The following is a 17,144-nucleotide window of genomic DNA, read 5'->3' as shown; positions in this document are numbered from 1 at the left end:
CTCTCCGGCCCGGTGGCTCCTCCCGCCTCCCCTGCCGGGTGGGCGGGGAGGCGGGAGGAGCCACCGGGCCGGAGAGCTCCGGGCAGCCTCGAAGGCTATACCCGGGCTATGTGCTCCGTCCAGCGGCCGCCGCGATCCGGCGGTTCCCCCCGCCTCCGCCGTCAGCGGACGCGGACCGAGAGGCAGGTGACGCAGCCCTCGAGCTTCTCGAACTCCGAGACGTCCACGGTGAGGACGCGGTAGCCCAGGCTCCGCAGCAGCTCGGCGCTCCGGGGAGCGGACGCGGCCATCAGGAGGGTGTCGTCGTCGAGGACGACCACGTGGGCGCCCGCCTCCTCGGGCATCGGCAGGAAGGAGGGGAACAGGCGCGGCTCGTCGACGACCGGCTCCCAGCCGATGACCGTGCCGTCGGGCAGCGCGGTCACGGCGCTCTTGAGGTGCAGCACCTTGGTCAGCGGGACCGCGACGACGTCGTACCCGCGGGGGCGGAGGATCGCGCGCAGCTGGGCGACCCCCGCCGCGTCGGTCCGGCCTCCGCGGCCGACGTAGACCGTCGATCCCACCTTGAGGACGTCGCCGCCGTCGAGCGTGCCCGGCTCCTCGATGCGGTCGACCGTCAGGCCGAGGGCGCGGACGGCCTCCTCGGCGCCCGCCGTCTCTCCGCGGCGGGACTCCGCTCCGGACCGGGCGATCACGGCGTGGTCGCCGAAGACGACGACCGCGTCCTCGAGGAAGACGGAGTCGGCGAGTCCGGGCGCCGGTGCGGCCTCGACCGTCTCCCAGCCGGCCCGCTCGAGCAGGTCGACGTACGCCTCCCACTGCTGCTGGGCGCGCTGCTGGTCGACGGGGACGCGCTCGAGGTGGGTGAGCTCGCCCGCCGAGAGGTCGGCGGCCGGGGCCCGGACGATCGCGATGCGGCGGTCGGTGACGACGGCGGCCGGAGCGCCCGTGGTGCGGAGGCGGTACCAGAGTGCGCGGCCGACGCTCGCCGCCGAGACGGTGAACGCGAGCAGGAAGACGAGGTTGAGTCCGGCGAAGGTCTGGAAGATGGAGGCCCAGACGGCGCCCGTGACGGCCTCGCCGGTGGCGCTGGCTTGGACGAGCGTGCCGAACACGGCTCCGACCACACCCGCGACGAGTCCCGCGAGGGCGGCGCTCCAGGTGCGTCCGAGCATCCCCGCGACGGCGAGGACGAGGACGACCACGAAGCCGAGCACGCTCGAGAGCAGGAAGTAGGCGTTGACCTGCGGGATGGAGCCGGGCTGCAGCTGGTTGCCGATGAAGAAGGCCAGCAGGTTGGCGAGGTGCGCCACGAGCGCGGTCGCCGCGGCGGCGAGCAGCGCGACGAGGATCCGGCGGCCCGTCCCGGGCGCGCGGCCCCGGTTCGGGCCGATCGTGGTCGCGGCGGTCGGGGTGTCGGGAGTGGACGCGGGCGTCGAGTCGGAAGGCACCCGGTGACCCTACGCGCCCCCGCCCGCGCCCCGCCTGTCGATCCCCTAGCAGCCCCCTAAGAGCCGCCCACCGCAAAGCAGAGCGGTTTCAGCGGCGTCCCGTGCCCAGCGATTCCCGTGACCGGCGACGCCCCCACTCCATGGAAAGCCTCACGTCGTGACGCCGACCACGCCCCGCCGCGCGAGGAGCGGCCGGGAAACCGCCCACCGCAAGGCAGAGCCGACTCAGCGGGAATCGCGTGCCAAGCGATTCACGCGGTCGGCGACGCTACCCGCTCCGCGGAACGCTCCGTGTCGCGAAGCCGACCGCGCCCCGCCGCGCAGGGAGCGGCGGGGAAGACGAGCACCGCAAGGCAGAGCCGGTTCAGCGGGAATCGCGTGCCAAGCGATTCCCGCGACCGGCTACGCACCCCGCTCTACGGAACGCACCCCGTCGCGAAGCCGACCGCGCCCCGCCGCGCAGGGAGCGGCGGGGCGATCGAACACCACTTCTTCCACCGAGTGACGGGCGCGGAGCGCCCGTCACTCAGTGGAAGAAGTGCCGCTCCCCCGTCGTGTACATCGTGACGCCGGCGCGGGCGGCCGCGTCGATGACCTCGGCGTCGCGGACGGACCCGCCGGGCTGGACGACGGCCTTCACGCCGGCGGCGAGGAGCACCTCGAGGCCGTCGGCGAAGGGGAAGAACGCGTCGGAGGCGGCGACGGAGCCGGGGGCGCGGTCGCCGGCGCGGGTGACGGCGAGGTGGCAGGAGTCGACGCGGTTGACCTGGCCCATGCCGACGCCGACGGAGGCGCCGCCCTTGGCGAGGAGGATCGCGTTCGACTTGACGGCGCGGCAGGCCTTCCACGCGAACTCGAGGTCGAGCATCGTGTCGGCGTCGGCGGGCTCGCCGGCGACGAGCTGCCAGCCGGAGCTGACCTCGCCGGGGCCGCCGGTGAAGCGGTCCGGCTCCTGCAGCAGCAGGCCGCCGGAGATCTGCTTGAACTCGCGCTCGACGGGGGCGTAGAAGTCGGGGAGCTGCAGCAGGCGCAGGTTCTTCTTGGTCTTCAGCACCTCGAGCGCCTCGGGCTCGAAGCCGGGGGCGACGAGCACCTCGGTGAAGATCTCCTTCACCGTCTCGGCCATGGCGAGGGTGACGGGCCGGTTCGCGGCGATGACGCCGCCGAAGGCCGACACCGGGTCGCACTCGTGGGCGCGGCGGTGGGCGGAGGCGATGGGGTCGATCGCCTTCGAGCTCGCGATCGCGATGCCGCACGGGTTCGCGTGCTTGATGATCGCGACGGCGGGCAGTACGAAGTCGTACGCCGCGCGGACGGCCGCGTCGGCGTCGACGTAGTTGTTGTAGGACATCTCCTTGCCGTGCAGCTGCGTCGCCTGCGCGATGCCGGTGCCGTCGGGCGAGACGTAGAGGGCCGCCTTCTGGTGCGAGTTCTCGCCGTAGCGGAGGACCTGCTGCAGGGTCCCGCGGATCTCGACCGAGCCCTCGACGCCCTCGGCCGCCTCCTGCCCGGCGAACCAGGCGGCGACGGCGGAGTCGTAGGAGGCGGTGTGCGCGAAGGCGCGGGCCGCCAGGGTGCGGCGCGCGGCGAGCGTCGTGCCGCCGTCGGCGAGGGCGGTCTCGATCCCGGAGTAGTCGGCCGGGTCGACGACGATCGCGACGTTCGCGTGGTTCTTCGCGGAGGCGCGGACGAGGGCCGGGCCCCCGATGTCGATGTTCTCGACCACGGTCGCCGGGTCGGCGCCGCCGGCGACGGTCTCGCGGAACGGGTACAGGTTCACCACGACCAGCTCGAACGCGGCGATGTCGAGCTGCTCCAGCTGCTCGCGGTGCGAGGCGAGCCTCAGGTCGGCGAGGATGCCCGCGTGCACGGCCGGGTGCAGCGTCTTCACGCGGCCGTCGAGCGACTCCGGGAACCCGGTGACGGCCGAGACGTCGGTGACCTCGTGGCCGGCGCCGCGGAGGGTCGCTGCGGTCGAGCCGGTGGAGACGAGCTCGACGCCGGCCGCGGCGAGCGCCGCTCCGAGCTCGAGCAGGCCGGTCTTGTCGCTGACCGAGATCAGCGCCCGGCGGACGGGGACCCGGTCGCGGTCGTCGTAGCTGCTGGGATCGTGGGCGGTGATGCTCATGCGCGGGCGAGCTCCTCGAGGTCGACGGTTCCGTGGGCGATGTCGAGCACCGTCTGCACCAGCAGGCGACGCTCGATGGTCTTGATGCGCTCGTGCAGCGCGTCCTCGCTCTCGCCGGGGAGCACGGCGAGGCTCTCCTGGGCGATGACGGGTCCCGTGTCGACGCCGGTGTCGATCACGTGCACGGTGACGCCGGTCTCGGTCGCGCCGGCGGCGAGGGCGTCGCGGACGGCGTGGGCGCCGGGGAAGAGGGGCAGCAGGGCGGGATGCGTGTTGATCATCCGCGGGCTGAGCGCGTCCACCACCACGGGCGGCAGGATGCGCATGAAGCCCGCGCAGACGACGAGGTCGGGCTCCCACTCCTGGATGCGCCCGAGCAGGGCGGCGCCCCACTCGTCGCGGGAGGAGAAGTCGCGCGGCGCGACCGTGAAGGCGGGGACTCCGCGCTCCTCGGCGTGGCGGAAGCCCTCGGCGTCGGTGTCGCTGCCGACCGCGACGATGCGGGCGGGGAAGCCCTCGTCGCCGGTGGCGTCCAGCAGGGCGCGGAGGTTCGATCCGCCGCCGGAGAGGAGCACGACCAACTTCAGCACTGCGCAAGTCTAGGGGGACGCCTCCGCCGGCGTCAGCCGCGTCGGCTGCGGCCCGCGGCGAGGCCCAGGCCCGCGGCCAGCGCGAGCTCGAGGGCGGCGACCGCCCCGACGACGAGCGGGTCCGGGCCCACCTGGGCGAGCCGCCCGGGCCCGGCGGCGCCCGCCGAGAACCAGGCGAGGAGCCCGAGCAGCAGGCCGCCGACCACGCCGATCCCGCCGGCCGCGGCGGCGCCCCAGCGCAGCAGCGAGCGTCCGTCGAGCGCCTCGATCACGCCGCGCCGCAGCCGCCATCCCGCGGCGAACCCGGCGAGCAGCGGCACGAGCAGTCCGAGGAATCCGAAGGCCGAATCCCCTGCGGGCAGTGCGGCGAGGACCGGGATCGACGGGATCGGTCCGAGCAGCGTTCCGGCCGCGCTCACGGAGGAGCCGGTGCCGAGGGCGAAGCCCGGGCCGATCAGCCAGCTCGCCGCCCAGATCACCAGGTTCGGGAGGAACGCGAGCTGTCCGAGAGTGAGGGCCAGGCCGCCGAGAGCCTCGGCGCCGAGGCTCTCGTAGAGCGCGACGACCGAGGTGTAGTGCACGACCAGCAGCACGGCGACGAGCACCGCCGCGACTCCGACCACGCCGGCCGCGGCGAGCGCTCCCCCGCGCAGCGACGCGAGGACGAGCCCGGGCCCCGGCGCGGGGACGCGGTCGAGCGCGGAGCCGGCCAGCTCGCCGAGGGGGTCGGCCTCGTCGCTGCGGGCGGAGTGGAGCGCTGCTCCGACGAGCACCCCCAGCGCGAAGACGAGCGGCGGCAGCAGCGTCCCCTGCAGGGGATCGACGGTGGCGGCCGGGTCCGCGGATCCGAGCGAGACCAGGAGCGCGATCGCCAGGTAGGTCGCGATCGCGACGAGGACGCCGATGGCCCGGAACGGCGACTCCTGGGCGCGGCGGCCGGTGCGCGCGCCGAGCAGCACGGTGAGGAGTGCGAACGCCAGCGGGGCGATTGTCACCGGGAAGGCGTCCGCACCTCCGGGCAGCGCGACGGCGAGGGCGGAGTCGGGGGCCAGAGCCGCCTGCAGGTCGGCCCCGTGGCCGAGCAGCCAGGCGTCGGCGGCTACTCGCCAGAACACGCCGAAGTCGACCGTCGTGTCGTACTGCACGGCCCAGAGGACGGTCAGCGGGACGAGCGGGATCGCGATCCCGATCAGCGCCGACAGCGCGGCGTCGAAGGCGGCGAGGAGGGCGACGGTGATCCGGTTCATGGGCCTGACGAGCCTAGCGGCGGCGCGCTCGGAGGCGGGTCAGGGGCGCGCCGCCCGGCCCTCTAGTGTCGGAGCCATGACGGGGACCTCGGACGCACGGACGGAGCGCGGCCTGGACCGCCTCGTGAACTTCTCCGACGCCGTCGTCGCCATCGCCATCACGTTCCTCGTCCTCCCCCTCGTCGACGTGGTCGAGGAGGGCCGCGCGGCCGATCTGGGGTCCCTCCTCACCGGGCACTACGGCACCCTCTCCGCCTTCTTCATCACGTTCGCCGTGATCGGACGGCTCTGGGCGGTCCACCACTCCGTCTTCGAGGGCGTGGCCCGGTACTCGCCCGCGCTCGTCGTCGCGAACTTCGTCTGGCTGGCCGCGGTCGTCCTGCTCCCCTTCGCGGCGAACCTGATCTCGAACGTGCTCGACACCGACGGCAGCGTCATCGCGCTCTACATCGGCACGATGATCGCGGCGAGCGCGGCGACCCTCGCGATGCAGCTCATCGTGCGCCGCGATCCGGATCTCCTGGCCCCGGGGGCGGAGCCGCGGCGCTCCCTTTCGAGGTCGCTGATCGTGATCAGCGTCCTCCTCGCGGCCCTCGTGCTCGCCGTCGCGGTGCCGGCCGTCAACATGTTCGCGCTCCTGCTGCTCCTGCTCTCGGGTCCGATCGAGCGCCTGGTGCACCGCGGTCGCCCCGGAGGACGAGCGGCCCACCGCCGGACGGAGCGCGGGCTCGACCGGCTCGTCAACTTCTCGGACGCGACCGCCGCCATCGCCATCACCGTCCTCGTCCTGCCGCTGGTGCAGCTGGCTCCCGAGGTCGCCCGGGAGGGCGGCGGAGTCCCGGCGCTGCTCGCGGAGCACCTGGACTCGGTCCTCGCCTTCGCGCTCTCCTTCGCCGTCATCGCCGTCTTCTGGATCCCCCACCACCGCGTCTTCGAGATCGCCGGGGACTACGACGGCGCCCTGGTGTGGCTGGACCTGCTCTGGCTGGCCGCGCTGGCGTTCTTCCCGTTCTCGACGAGCGCGCTGGCACTGTTCCCGGACTCCCGGGCGACGATCGGGCTCTACATCGGCACGATGGCCGCGATGAGCGGGGCGCTGGTCCTGATCGAGCTGCGCCTCTCCCGGCACCCGGAGCTCAGGCGGCCCGGCACAGGGCCCCTGCCGCTCGCGCCCGCCCTGCTGCCCTTCGCGCTGCTCCTCGTCGCACTGGCGCTGGCGCTGCTGATCCCGTCGGTCGGGCTCTGGTGGCTGCTCCTGCTCCTGCTGCAGCGGCCCGTCCGGGCACTGCTCGCGCGACGCTGATCCTCAGGCGCCGGGCGTCCAGCCCAGCTGCGGGGCGATGCGCTCGGCGACGGCGCGCAGGATGCGCCGGTGCGACTCCACCCCGCCGACCGCCGGGAGCGTCACCGTGAGCGCGTCCGCCTCCGCGAGCGCCGGATCCGCGGCGAGCGATGCGACGATCCGCTCCGGGCTCCCGACGTGGAGGGGGCTGAAGCGCATCGGGGCGGCGATGATCGACCGGTCGGCCGTGCGGGGGCGGCCCTCGTCGTCCATCCGCGCGAGGTAGCCCTCGATGAAGGGGCGGTGCGCCTCCTCGTCGGCGGCGTCGAGCAGCGGCAGCACGATGCGGCCCGCCGTCACCCTCGACGTGCGCCCCGGGTGGGCTGCGGCGAAGGCCTCGCGGTAGGCGCGGATCTGCACCGCCTGCTGCTCGGCGAACGGCAGGCCCGTCTCCTCCGTGTTGAGCGTGGACACCTGCAGGTGCATGCCCTGCTCGCCCGCCCGGACCGCGGAGGACACCGTTCCCGCCCCGTACCAGAGCCGGTCGGCGAGGCCGGGCGCGTGCGGCTGCTGGACGAGCGGAGCGCCGACCGGGACCGACATCAGGGCCGACTCCGCGACGCCGAGCACGGCGCCCGAGAGTGCCTCGCGGAGTCGCGCGATGCGCTCCTGCGCCTCCTCGCGGAAGTCGCGCTCGGCCTGCCCGAACACCCCGTCGAAGACGGAGGCGAGATGCGCGAAGCCGCTGCTGACGCCGAGGTCGAGGCGTCCGCCCGAGAGCAGGTCCACGGTCGCGGCGTCCTCGGCGAGGCGCACGGGCGACTCGTAGCGGGCGCCGATGACCGCGGTCCCGAGGCGGAGGCGGCGGGTCCGCTGGGAGGCGGCCGCGAAGAAGGTCATCGGAGACGCGAGGTAGCGCTCGAAGTGCCGCACGCGGACCCAGCCGGTGCCGTAGCCGAGCTCCTCGGCGAGCTCGAGCAGGGCCAGCCCGTCCTCGAGGCTCCGCGCGGCGTCGCCGGGCTGCTCGGGGCCCTCCGGGTACGGCACGAAGGTCAGCAGGTCGAGTCCGAGGCGGCGGGTCACTCTGCGACGCTACTCCGGCCGGACCCGCCCCGACGACGGAACGGACGGCGCCGCCCGCCGGAGCAGGGGCACCGTCCGTTCCGACGGTGGTGCGGGGAGGACGGGCGCTAGAGCGCCGCGTAGACCTCGCGGAGCAGGGCGGCCGTCTCGGAGGGCGTCTTGCCGACCTTCACGCCCGCGGCCTCGAGGGCCTCCTTCTTGGCCTGCGCGGTGCCGGCCGAGCCGGAGACGATGGCGCCGGCGTGGCCCATCGTCTTGCCCTCGGGGGCGGTGAAGCCCGCGACGTAGCCGACGACGGGCTTCGTGACGTTCGCCTTGATGAAGTCCGCGGCGCGCTCCTCGGCGTCGCCGCCGATCTCGCCGATCATCACGATCGCCTTCGTCTCGGGGTCGGCCTCGAACGCGGCGAGCGCGTCGATGTGCGTCGTGCCGATGATCGGGTCGCCGCCGATGCCGATGGCGGTCGAGAAGCCGAGGTCGCGCAGCTCGTACATCATCTGGTAGGTCAGGGTGCCCGACTTCGAGACGAGGCCGATCGGGCCCTTGCCGGTGATCGTCGCGGGGGTGATGCCCACGAGCGACTCGCCCGGCGTGATGATGCCGGGGCAGTTGGGGCCGATGATCCGCGTCTTGTTCCCCTTCTCCTGCGCGTACGCCCAGAACTCCGCGGAGTCCTGCACCGGGATGCCCTCGGTGATGACGACGAGGAGGCCGATCTCGGCGTCGATCGCCTCGATGACGGCGTCCTTCGAGAAGGCGGGCGGCACGAACGCGATGGAGACGTCGGCGCCGGTGGCCTCCATCGCCTCCTTCACGGTGCCGAAGACGGGGAGCTCGACGTCGCCGTGGGTGACGGTCGTGCCGGCCTTGCGGGCGTTGACGCCGCCGACCACGTTCGTGCCGGCCTTGAGCATCAGCGCGGTGTGCTTGGTGCCCTCGCCGCCGGTGATGCCCTGGACGATGACCTTGGAGTCCTTGGTGAGGAAGATCGACATGCTTGTTCTCTGATTCCTTGAGTCGTCGGGTCCGTTACGCGGCGGCGAGTTCGGCGGCCTTGTCGGCGCCCTCGTCCATGGTCGCGGCGAGCGTGATGAGCGGGTTGGCGGCGGCCTGGAGGATCGCGCGGCCCTCCTCGACCTTGTTGCCGTCGAGGCGGACGACGAGCGGCTTCGTGGCCGAGTCGCCGAGGATCTCGAGCGCCTGGAGGATGCCGTTGGCGACCGCGTCGCACGCGGTGATGCCTCCGAAGACGTTGACGAAGACGCTCTTGACCTGCTCGTCACCGAGGATCACGTCGAGGCCGTTCGCCATCACCTGGGCGGAGGCTCCGCCGCCGATGTCGAGGAAGTTGGCCGGCTTCACGCCGTTGTGCCTCTCTCCGGCGTAGGCGACGACGTCGAGGGTCGACATGACCAGGCCCGCGCCGTTGCCGATGATGCCGACCTCGCCGTCGAGCTTCACGTAGTTGAGGTCGTTCTCCTTGGCCTTCGCCTCGAGCGGGTCGGCGGCGTCCTTGTCCTCGAGCGCGGCGTGGTCCGCGTGGCGGAAGCCGGCGTTCTCGTCGAGCGAGACCTTGCCGTCGAGCGCGACGATGTCGCCCTCCTCGGTGAGCACGAGCGGGTTCACCTCGACGAGCGTGGCGTCCTCGCCGGTGTAGACGTCGTACAGCTTCACCAGGACGGGCGCGACCTTGGCGATCAGCTCCTCCGGGAACTTCGCCGCGCGGGCGATCTCCTCGGCCTTGGCCTGGTCGATGCCCTGGCCGGGGACGACCTCGACGCGCGCGAGGGCGTCGGGGCGCTCGACGGCGAGCTGCTCGATCTCCATGCCGCCCTCGTAGGAGGTGAGCGAGAGGTAGGAGCGGTTGGCCCGGTCCAGCAGCACCGAGAAGTAGAACTCGCGGTCGATGCGCGCACCGCCGGCGACCATGACGCGCTTGACGACGTGGCCCTTGATGTCGAGGCCGAGGATCGACTGCGCCGCGGCGAACGCGTCCTCGGGGGTCTTCGCGACCTTCACGCCGCCCGCCTTGCCGCGGCCGCCGATCTTGACCTGCGCCTTGACGACGGTGACGCCGCCCAGCTTCTCCGCCGCGGCGCGCACCTCCTCCGGCGTGTCGGCGACGATGCCCGGGAGCACGGGGACGCCGTACTTCTCGAACAGATCACGGGCCTGGTATTCGAAGAGATCCACGCTGCATTCCCATTCCGCGCCGAGCGCGCTTGCGTTTCGAGTTCGAGGTGGCCCGGACGACGCCGGAGTCTCGGCACTGTCCCTGGGCCGCGCCGAGTCTACTCCGCACCCGCCGGGGGCTTCCCGTGCGGTCGCTCCGCGCCCGCCGGACGCCCGCCGGGGGCACCGGCTCCTATTCCGCCCGCCGCTCCCGCGTAGCGTGGAGCCATGTCGTCGGCCTCCCGCACCCCGGACGTCTTCCGCGAGGGCGTGTTCCTGCTGGCGGGCGCGCGCGCGATCCTCCTCCAGATCGCGCACCCGGCGGTCGGGCAGGGCGTCGCCGACCACTCCGACTTCGTGCACCGGGCCGTGAACCGCCTGCACGGGACGCTCTCCTACCTCTACGTCCTGCACTACGGCACTCCCGAGGACGTGCGCGCCGTCCGCCGCCGCGTGAACAGGGCGCACGTGCCCGTGCGCGGCCCCGGCTACACGGCCTTCGACCCGGAGCTGCAGCGCTGGGTCGCGGCGACGCTCACCCAGTCGATGCTGCAGCTCTACGAGGGCGCCTTCGGTGCGCTGAGCGAGGAGGAGGCGGACGACATCGTGCGCCGCTCCGTCGTCGTCGGCGCGGCCCTGCAGATGCCCGCGGACCTCTGGCCCGACTCCCGCACCGCGTTCGACGCCTACTGGGAGCGGGAGCTGGAGCGCCTCGAGGTCACGCCCGCGGCCCGCCGGGTCGCCCACGACCTGCTGGGCCCGAGCATCGCCGCCTGGTACCTGCGCCCGCTCGGCCCCTACCTCCGCCTGATCACCGCCGGTCTGCTCCCGGCGGCGCTCCGCGAGCCCTTAGGCTTCCACTGGACCGCACGGCAGGAGGCGCGGTTCGAGCGGGCGCTCTCGCGCACCTTCGCCGTCTACCGCCTGCTTCCCGCGATCGTGAGGACGGCGCCCAGCCGCTACTACCTCGCCCGGGTCCGACGCGACGCTCAGAAGCCGGCCACGACCTCCCAGCCCGCGTAGGCGGCGAGCTCCAGCCCGAGCGCCTGCGCGGCCGCACGCGCCTCGTCGATCCCGCGCTCGTCGCGCACGTCGACGGTGACCGGCACGCTGTCGCCGAACCCCGCGATCTCGACCCGCGCGCTCGTCGGACCGCTGTAGAGCGGGACGTGCGCGTCCGCGGTCCGCGCGCCGACCACTCGCGAGCCGGTCGCCTCTGCGATCACCGCGAGGGCGAACGGAGCCGTCACCACCGCATCCGTGTAGAGCGTCGCCTCGCCGCGCATCGCGCCTCCCGTCGTCCGACCCTCGGAACCGGGCCGCAGCAGTCCGACTGTAGGCAGCCGCCCGCGCCTCCCGCACCCCCTTCCGCTCGGCGCCGGGATGCGCACTCCCCGCCCGTCCGTGCTGAACATCCGGTGCGGATCGCTCGACGCGGCCGCCCGGCGGATCTACGGTGAAGCACCCGGCATCCGCCGCGGCGGTCAACGACGACTGGAGCCTTGATGAGCATCACCGAACCCCGCACGGCCGAGGCCCCCGCCGCTCCCCCGCCCGCCGCCGGCTTCGGCACCCTCTCCGTCGCGGCCATCCTGGCGGAGGCGGCGCGGCGCACCCCTGACACGATCGCCATCCGCGTCGGCGAGCAGGCCGTCGACTACGCGACCCTCTGGCGGCAGACCCGTGCCTACGCCGGAGCCCTGCGCGCCCAGGGGATCGGACCGGGCGACCGCGTGGCCCTGCTCGTCCCGAACGTCCCCGACTTCCCCCGCGGCTACTTCGCCGTCCTCGCGCTCGGCGCCGTGGTGGTCCCGGTGCACGCCCTGCTCAAGCACGACGAGATCGCCTATGTTCTGCGCGACTCCGGAGCCGTCGCGCTCGTGTGCGCCGCTCCGCTGCTCGCCGAGGGGGCCGCCGGAGCGGACCTCGCCGGCGTCCCTGTGCTGAGCGTGATGGTGCCCGACGGCACCGCCTCGCCCCTCCCGCGCCTGGAGGACCTCGCCGCGGAGGCGACTCCGATCGACCGCTACGTGCCCCGCTCCCCCTCCGACACGGCGACGATCCTCTACACCAGCGGCACCACCGGCCGCCCGAAGGGGGCGGAGGGGACGCACTTCGCGATCGTCTCGCAGTCGGACGTGCTGCTGATGAACACGTTCGACCTGCACCGCGGCGACGTGGTGCTCGGGGCGCTGCCGCTCTTCCACACCTTCGGGCAGGTCTGCGCGATGAACACGGCCTTCCGCACCGCCGCGACGGTCGTCCTGGTGCCGAAGTTCGACGGCGACGCCGCGCTCGAGGCGATGATCGCCCACGGCTGCACGGTCTTCGAGGGCGTGCCCACGATGTACGTCGCCCTGCTCGACGCCGCGACCCGGCGCGAGGACCGGCCGCCGCTGCGCTACGCGGTCTCGGGAGGCGCTGCCCTGCCCGTCGCCGTGATCGAGCGCTTCCGCGAGGTGTTCGGCGTCGAGATCTACGAGGGCTACGGGCTCACCGAGACCTCCCCGGTCGCCACCTTCAACCACGTCGGAGTCCCGCCGCGGCCGGGCACGGTCGGCACGCCGATCTGGGGCGTCGAGGTCGAGGTCGCCCGCCCCGACGTGACCGACCGCGTCGAGCTGGTCCCCCGGGGCGAGCTCGGCGAGATCGTGGTGCGCGGGCACAACCTGATGAAGGGGTACCTCGGCAACCCGGCGGCGACCGCGGAGGCGGTGATCGACGGCTGGTTCCGCACCGGCGACCTGGGCACGAAGGACGAGGAGGACTACGTCCGCATCCTCGACCGCACGAAGGACATGATCATCCGCAACGGCTACAACGTGTACCCGCGCGAGGTCGAGGAGGTGCTGATCGGGCACCCGGCCGTGCAGAACGCGGCGGTCTTCGGGATCCCGGACGAGCGCCACGGCCAGGAGGTGATGGCCGCGGTGATCCTCGCCCCGTCGGCGACCGCCACCGCGGAGGAGCTGATCGCCTACGCCAACGAGCACCTCGCCGCCTTCAAGTTCCCCCGCCGCGTCGAGTTCGTCGACGCCCTCCCGCTCGGGCCCAGCGGCAAGATCCTCAAGCGGGAGCTCGTCGCGCGCTACGCAGGCTGACCACTTCCGCGAGATGCCACTCGGGTGAGCCCGCCACGGCGTGCCTCCCACTCGAGTGGAATCTCGCGGAAGGCGACCAGAGGGCACACGGGAAGGGACGGACGTCAGCCGAGCAGGGACCAGACGGTCCCGGCGAGGACGGTGCCGACGGCGGCGCCCGCGAGGACCTGGGCGGGGGTGTGCGCGCCGAGGCGCACCCGCGACCAGAGCACCCAGAGGACGATGGGCACGCTGATCAGCAGGGAGAGCGGTCCGTAGGCGATCAGCACGACGACGGCGCAGGTGGCGACCACCGCCGCGTGCCCGGACAGCTTCCAGACCAGGTTGACCACGCCGACGGCGAGCACCACGGCCACCGTCACCACGCCGAACGTGGTCACCGCGGCAGGAGCGCCGAGCACGGCGAGCAGTACCAGGCCGGCCGCTATCGACACCAGCGCCAGCGCGATCGGCAGCGCCCGCTCGCGCCGGTCGGGCACGTGATGGTCGCCGTGGATCCGGCCGGTGCGCATCAGCAGACGGATGTCGAGGTAGGGCACCACGCCGACGAAGAGCGCCGCGAGCGCTCCCCAGGCGACACCGAGCAGGGGCGGATCCGCGACGCGCGCGCCGACCACGACCGGCACGAGCACCGCGAGGACCGCCGGGGAGAACGCCTCCGTCGCGAGCCGCGCGGCCGCCGATCCGGCCGCCACCGGACTAGATCTTCTCGATCGGCGCGACCTTGATCAGCAGCTTCTTCGCGCCCACCTGGTCGAAGAGCACGTGCGCGACGCGCTTCGAGCCCTCGCCCGTCACCGCGTTCACGCGCCCCTCACCGAAGTCGGTGTGCCGGATGCGGTCGCCTGCGATCAGCTCGAGGTCGCCGTTGTCGCGCACCATGCCGGTGATCCGGTTCGGGAACTCGCCCTTGGCCTTCGGCGCCGCAGCGAGCGCCTCCCGGAACTCGGTGTTCGATCGCGACTTGCCGAAGCCGGGCCGCTGAGCGTTCAGGGCCCGGGGCTGCGTGCCGCCGCGCGAGGTCGCCGCGCCGGGCGACTGGCGCCACTGGATCAGCTCTCCCGGGATCTCCTGCAGGAACCGGCTCGGCATCGCGACCGACGTCTCGCCGTACTGCGCGCGGGTCATCGCGAGCGAGAGGTAGAGGCGCTTGCGGGCCCGGGTGATCCCCACGTAGAACAGCCGCCGCTCCTCGGCCGGGCCGCCGGGCTCGTTCGCCGAGATGCGGTGCGGGAGCAGGTCCTCCTCGATGCCGGTGAGGAACACGGCGTCGTACTCGAGGCCCTTCGCCGTGTGCAGCGTCATCAGCGAGACGGTGCCGGAGTCGTCGTCGAGGTCGTCGGCCGCGGCGACCAGCGAGACCTCGGTGAGGAAGTCGACGAGCCCGCCGTCCGGGTTGTTGCGCGCGAACTCCTTGGTGACGGCGATGAGCTCGTCGACGTTCTCGGCGCGGGCCTCGTCCTGCGGGTCGCGGCTGGCGCGGAGCATGTCGAGGTAGCCGCTGCGGGTGAGGAGCGCCGTCAGGACCTCGTGCACCTTCGCCTCGCCGCCCTCCCGTGCGGGGTCGAGCATCAGCGCGCACTCGTCGAGGAGGGTCGCGAGATCGACGATCGCCTTCGTCACCTTCGGGCCCATCCCGAGCGAGCCGGCGTTGCGCATCGCCTCGCGCAGGGTCACCGCGTTGGTGTCGGCGAACGACTGCAGCTGCGCCTCCGTCGCGGGACCGATGCCCCGCTTCGGAGTGTTCATGATGCGCCGCAGCGCCAGCACGTCGGCCGGATTCGCCACCGTGATCAGGTACGCCAGGGCGTCCTTGATCTCGGCGCGCTCGTAGAACTTCGTGCCGCCCAGGATCCGGTAGGGCAGCGCGGAGCGGATGAAGATCTCCTCCAGCGCGCGGGTCTGCGCGTTGGTGCGGTAGAAGACCGCGATCTCGTCGTAGCCCGTGCCCGCCGCGTGCAGGCGGGCGATCTCGTCGACCACGAACTGCGCCTCGTCGTGACCCGAGTACCCGGTGTAGCCGACGATCTTCTCCCCGTCGCCGCTGGAGGACCAGAGGTTCTTCGCGCGACGGTCGAAGTTGTTCGAGATGACGGCGTTGGCCGCCGAGAGGATGTTCTGCGTCGAGCGGTAGTTCTGCTCGAGCAGGATCACGCGGCAGCCCGGGAAGTCGCGCTCGAACTCGACGATGTTGCGGATGTCGGCGCCGCGGAACGCGTAGATGGACTGGTCCGAATCGCCGACGACGGTGAGCGAGGCCCCCGGGATGGAGCCGTCGGCCGTGACCGGTCCGCGGTAGGGGCGGTCGAACTGCGCCGCCGCCATCGTCGCCGGCGGCACGGGCCGGGTCAGCTCGTGGATCAGCGAGTACTGGGCGTGGTTCGTGTCCTGGTACTCGTCGACCAGCACGTGGCGGAAGCGCCGCTGGTACTTCGCGGCGACGTGCGGGAAAGCGCGGAAGAGGTAGACGGTCTGCGCGATCAGGTCGTCGAAGTCGAACGCGTTCGCCCCCTCGAGCGCCCGCGAGTAGGCCCGGAAGACCTGGAGGAACATCTCCTCGTTCGGGTCGCTGAGGTTCGCGGTGCGGGCGTAGGAGTCGACGTCGGCGAGCTCGTTCTTGAGCTTGGAGATCTTCGCGGAGGCGCTCGCGACGGTGATCCCGAGCGAGTCGGCCTCGAGGTCCTTCACGATGCGCTTGAGCAGGGCGCGCTGATCGCCCGAGTCGTAGATCGTGAACGACTTGGTCATGCCGAAGTTCTCGGCCTCGCGGCGCAGGATCCGCACGCACGCGGAGTGGAACGTCGAGATCCACATCCCCTCGGCGCTCTGCCCCACCAGCTTCTCGACGCGCTCGCGCATCTCGGCCGCGGCCTTGTTGGTGAACGTGATCGCGAGGATCTGGCTCGGCCAGGCCTCGCCGTTGCCCAGGAGGCTCGCGATGCGCCGGGTGAGGACGCTGGTCTTGCCCGAGCCCGCACCCGCGACGATGAGCAGCGCGTCTCCGCGGTACTCGACCGCCTCGCGCTGCTGGGGGTTCAGCCCCGCGACGAGCTGCTCGTGCGCCGGGTCGGTGCGGGGCGCGTCCCCGGGGCCGCCGGGGGGACCGACGATGACCGGGGTGGCGCGGGAGTCGCTCGGATCGAAGAGGAAGCTCATGTCCCTCCGAGTGTAGATCGCCCCTCCGACACCGGGAGCGGTCAGGCGGTCCGCTGACGCGGCGCGGGCGAGGTGAGCGCCCCGCCGACGTCCAGTCCGCGCCACGCGAGGGAGAAGCCGAGCACGGCGAGCGCCGACGTCGACACCGCCAGGAGCTGCAGGAGCGCGAAGGCGGTGAGGTCCTTCGTGTCGTCGGGGTAGTACTGGATGCCCTGGACGGCGAGAGCCGCGAGCAGCACCACCACGATCACCGAGCACACCAGGAGCAGCCGGTTCACCCCGCGCCGCGCGGGCCTCTTCGGCGCTCGGCCCACCTGGGCCCTGGTGGTCAGCCACGCGCAGGCGGCGGAGGCGGAGGCGAGCGCGACGAGGTCGGCCCCGAGGACGTCGCTCGCCCGGTGCCAGGAGGCGGCCATCGTCAGGTTGCCGACCAGCACCACGACCGCGCCGCCCAGCGCGAGCACGACGGTCCGCGCGCGCCCGGGGACGACCATCGCCAGGGCGAAGACCACCGAGACGGCCGCCGCGGTGTGCCCGCTCGGGAAACTGCCGCCGGTGTACCAGGAGTCGGTGTCGACCAGCTCGGGCCGCTCGAGGACCACGTTCTTGAGCAGCTGGGTGAGCCCGGCCGTGACGACGATCGAGCCGACGGAGGCGACGGCCAGCGCCGGGCGCCTCCGGATCAGCGCGATCGCCGCGACGAGCAGGGCGCCGACGACCATGGAGAGCGGGGTGACGTCCGCGAGCGCCCCCGCGGCGGCGCCGGTGGCGCGGCCGAAGACGAGGTCGGCGCCCCGGAGCCCCGAGTTCTCGACGCCCTGGCCCTGAGGGGTGAGCACGGCGAGCCAGTAGACGACGGCGACGCCGATCACGGCGAGGACGGCGGTGGTGATCCAGCGGCGGGTGATGCGCTCTCGGGTGGACACGGGGCCTC

At 73.0% G+C, this 17,144-nt stretch carries 14 protein-coding genes; 3 read left to right on the top strand and 11 right to left on the bottom strand.

Annotation, left to right across the window (positions count from 1 at the left end; translation table 11 throughout):
* Window positions 1-161: 161 nt before the first annotated feature.
* The 4 genes from ddaH to C5C95_RS14010 all read right to left on the bottom strand — a co-directional run bounded on the left by ddaH (window position 162) and on the right by C5C95_RS14010 (window position 5,416).
* Window positions 162-1,451, bottom strand: a complete 1,290-nt coding sequence (gene ddaH, locus C5C95_RS17960; RefSeq protein WP_308471520.1) for a dimethylargininase — start codon at window positions 1,449-1,451, stop codon at window positions 162-164.
* 526 nt (window positions 1,452-1,977) lie between these two features.
* Complete coding sequence (purH, locus tag C5C95_RS14020; protein WP_104324681.1) at window positions 1,978-3,579, bottom strand: bifunctional phosphoribosylaminoimidazolecarboxamide formyltransferase/IMP cyclohydrolase; 1,602 nt, start codon at window positions 3,577-3,579, stop codon at window positions 1,978-1,980.
* The gene (gene purN / locus C5C95_RS14015; protein ID WP_104319591.1) at window positions 3,576-4,169 is read right to left on the bottom strand and encodes a phosphoribosylglycinamide formyltransferase; all 594 of its coding nucleotides are present in this window, start codon (window positions 4,167-4,169) and stop codon (window positions 3,576-3,578) included. The genes purH and purN overlap by 4 nt, the downstream gene beginning before the upstream one ends.
* 32 nt (window positions 4,170-4,201) lie before the next feature.
* Window positions 4,202-5,416 (bottom strand): DUF6350 family protein, encoded by a 1,215-nt coding sequence (locus tag C5C95_RS14010; protein WP_104324680.1) that lies wholly within the window; start codon window positions 5,414-5,416, stop codon window positions 4,202-4,204.
* A gap of 76 nt (window positions 5,417-5,492) precedes the next feature.
* Between C5C95_RS14010 and C5C95_RS14005 the strand changes: the two genes are divergently transcribed.
* Window positions 5,493-6,719, top strand: coding sequence for a TMEM175 family protein (locus tag C5C95_RS14005; RefSeq protein WP_181125690.1), 1,227 nt, complete (start codon window positions 5,493-5,495; stop codon window positions 6,717-6,719).
* Window positions 6,720-6,722: 3 nt separating this feature from the next.
* Here the strand turns inward: C5C95_RS14005 and C5C95_RS14000 are convergent, their stop codons facing one another.
* From C5C95_RS14000 to sucC, 3 genes are all read right to left on the bottom strand, one after another.
* The gene (locus C5C95_RS14000) at window positions 6,723-7,781 is read right to left on the bottom strand and encodes an LLM class flavin-dependent oxidoreductase (protein ID WP_104324678.1); all 1,059 of its coding nucleotides are present in this window, start codon (window positions 7,779-7,781) and stop codon (window positions 6,723-6,725) included.
* A 107-nt stretch (window positions 7,782-7,888) separates the two neighbouring features.
* Window positions 7,889-8,776, bottom strand: coding sequence for a succinate--CoA ligase subunit alpha (gene sucD, locus C5C95_RS13995; RefSeq protein ID WP_104224929.1), 888 nt, complete (start codon window positions 8,774-8,776; stop codon window positions 7,889-7,891).
* A 34-nt stretch (window positions 8,777-8,810) separates the two neighbouring features.
* Window positions 8,811-9,974: an ADP-forming succinate--CoA ligase subunit beta gene (gene sucC, locus C5C95_RS13990; protein WP_104224928.1), complete on the bottom strand. Its 1,164-nt coding sequence runs from the start codon at window positions 9,972-9,974 to the stop codon at window positions 8,811-8,813.
* Window positions 9,975-10,181: 207 nt separating this feature from the next.
* Here sucC and C5C95_RS13985 point away from each other — a divergent pair, with 207 nt between their 5' ends.
* Complete coding sequence (locus C5C95_RS13985; RefSeq protein WP_104324677.1) at window positions 10,182-10,976, top strand: oxygenase MpaB family protein; 795 nt, start codon at window positions 10,182-10,184, stop codon at window positions 10,974-10,976.
* On the opposite strand, the gene C5C95_RS13980 is transcribed toward C5C95_RS13985, so the two are convergent.
* A complete protein-coding gene (locus C5C95_RS13980; RefSeq protein WP_104224926.1) occupies window positions 10,943-11,239 on the bottom strand; it encodes a hypothetical protein in 297 nt (98 codons plus the stop codon). The two genes, C5C95_RS13985 and C5C95_RS13980, sit on opposite strands and share 34 nt — an antisense overlap.
* Window positions 11,240-11,458: 219 nt before the next feature.
* Here C5C95_RS13980 and C5C95_RS13975 point away from each other — a divergent pair, with 219 nt between their 5' ends.
* A complete protein-coding gene (locus C5C95_RS13975; RefSeq protein WP_104324676.1) occupies window positions 11,459-13,054 on the top strand; it encodes a long-chain fatty acid--CoA ligase in 1,596 nt (531 codons plus the stop codon).
* Between the two features lie 104 nt (window positions 13,055-13,158).
* Here C5C95_RS13975 and C5C95_RS13970 read toward each other — a convergent pair whose 3' ends face one another.
* From C5C95_RS13970 to C5C95_RS13960, 3 genes are read right to left on the bottom strand one after another with little or no spacing between them, the layout of a single operon-like run.
* Window positions 13,159-13,749, bottom strand: a complete 591-nt coding sequence (locus C5C95_RS13970) for a phosphatase PAP2 family protein (protein ID WP_104324675.1) — start codon at window positions 13,747-13,749, stop codon at window positions 13,159-13,161.
* Between the two features lie 4 nt (window positions 13,750-13,753).
* On the bottom strand, window positions 13,754-16,210 hold the full coding sequence (locus tag C5C95_RS13965; protein WP_104261607.1) for an ATP-dependent helicase: 2,457 nt from the start codon (window positions 16,208-16,210) through the stop codon (window positions 13,754-13,756).
* 41 nt (window positions 16,211-16,251) lie between these two features.
* Window positions 16,252-17,136 carry a phosphatase PAP2 family protein gene (locus tag C5C95_RS13960; RefSeq protein ID WP_104224743.1) on the bottom strand — a complete coding sequence of 295 codons (885 nt, stop codon included), beginning with the start codon at window positions 17,134-17,136 and terminating at the stop codon, window positions 16,252-16,254.
* Window positions 17,137-17,144 lie beyond the last annotated feature (8 nt).

This window comes from Rathayibacter sp. AY1B7, assembly GCF_002932735.1.
Lineage (GTDB): Bacteria > Actinomycetota > Actinomycetes > Actinomycetales > Microbacteriaceae > Rathayibacter.
The sequence above is the reverse complement of the archived record's forward strand: the minus strand, read 5'-3'. Positions and strand labels throughout refer to the sequence as shown.

What these genes read in the sequence shown, in the direction of transcription:
- purH (WP_104324681.1), bottom strand. Translation starts at nt 3,579, where the DNA reads ATGAGCATCACCGCCCACGATCCCAGCAGCTACGACGACCGCGACCGG.
- C5C95_RS14010 (WP_104324680.1), bottom strand. Translation starts at nt 5,416, where the DNA reads ATGAACCGGATCACCGTCGCCCTCCTCGCCGCCTTCGACGCCGCGCTG.
- C5C95_RS14005 (WP_181125690.1), top strand. Translation starts at nt 5,493, where the DNA reads ATGACGGGGACCTCGGACGCACGGACGGAGCGCGGCCTGGACCGCCTC.
- sucD (WP_104224929.1), bottom strand. Translation starts at nt 8,776, where the DNA reads ATGTCGATCTTCCTCACCAAGGACTCCAAGGTCATCGTCCAGGGCATC.
- C5C95_RS13985 (WP_104324677.1), top strand. Translation starts at nt 10,182, where the DNA reads ATGTCGTCGGCCTCCCGCACCCCGGACGTCTTCCGCGAGGGCGTGTTC.
- C5C95_RS13980 (WP_104224926.1), bottom strand. Translation starts at nt 11,239, where the DNA reads ATGCGCGGCGAGGCGACGCTCTACACGGATGCGGTGGTGACGGCTCCG.
- C5C95_RS13975 (WP_104324676.1), top strand. Translation starts at nt 11,459, where the DNA reads ATGAGCATCACCGAACCCCGCACGGCCGAGGCCCCCGCCGCTCCCCCG.
- C5C95_RS13965 (WP_104261607.1), bottom strand. Translation starts at nt 16,210, where the DNA reads ATGAGCTTCCTCTTCGATCCGAGCGACTCCCGCGCCACCCCGGTCATC.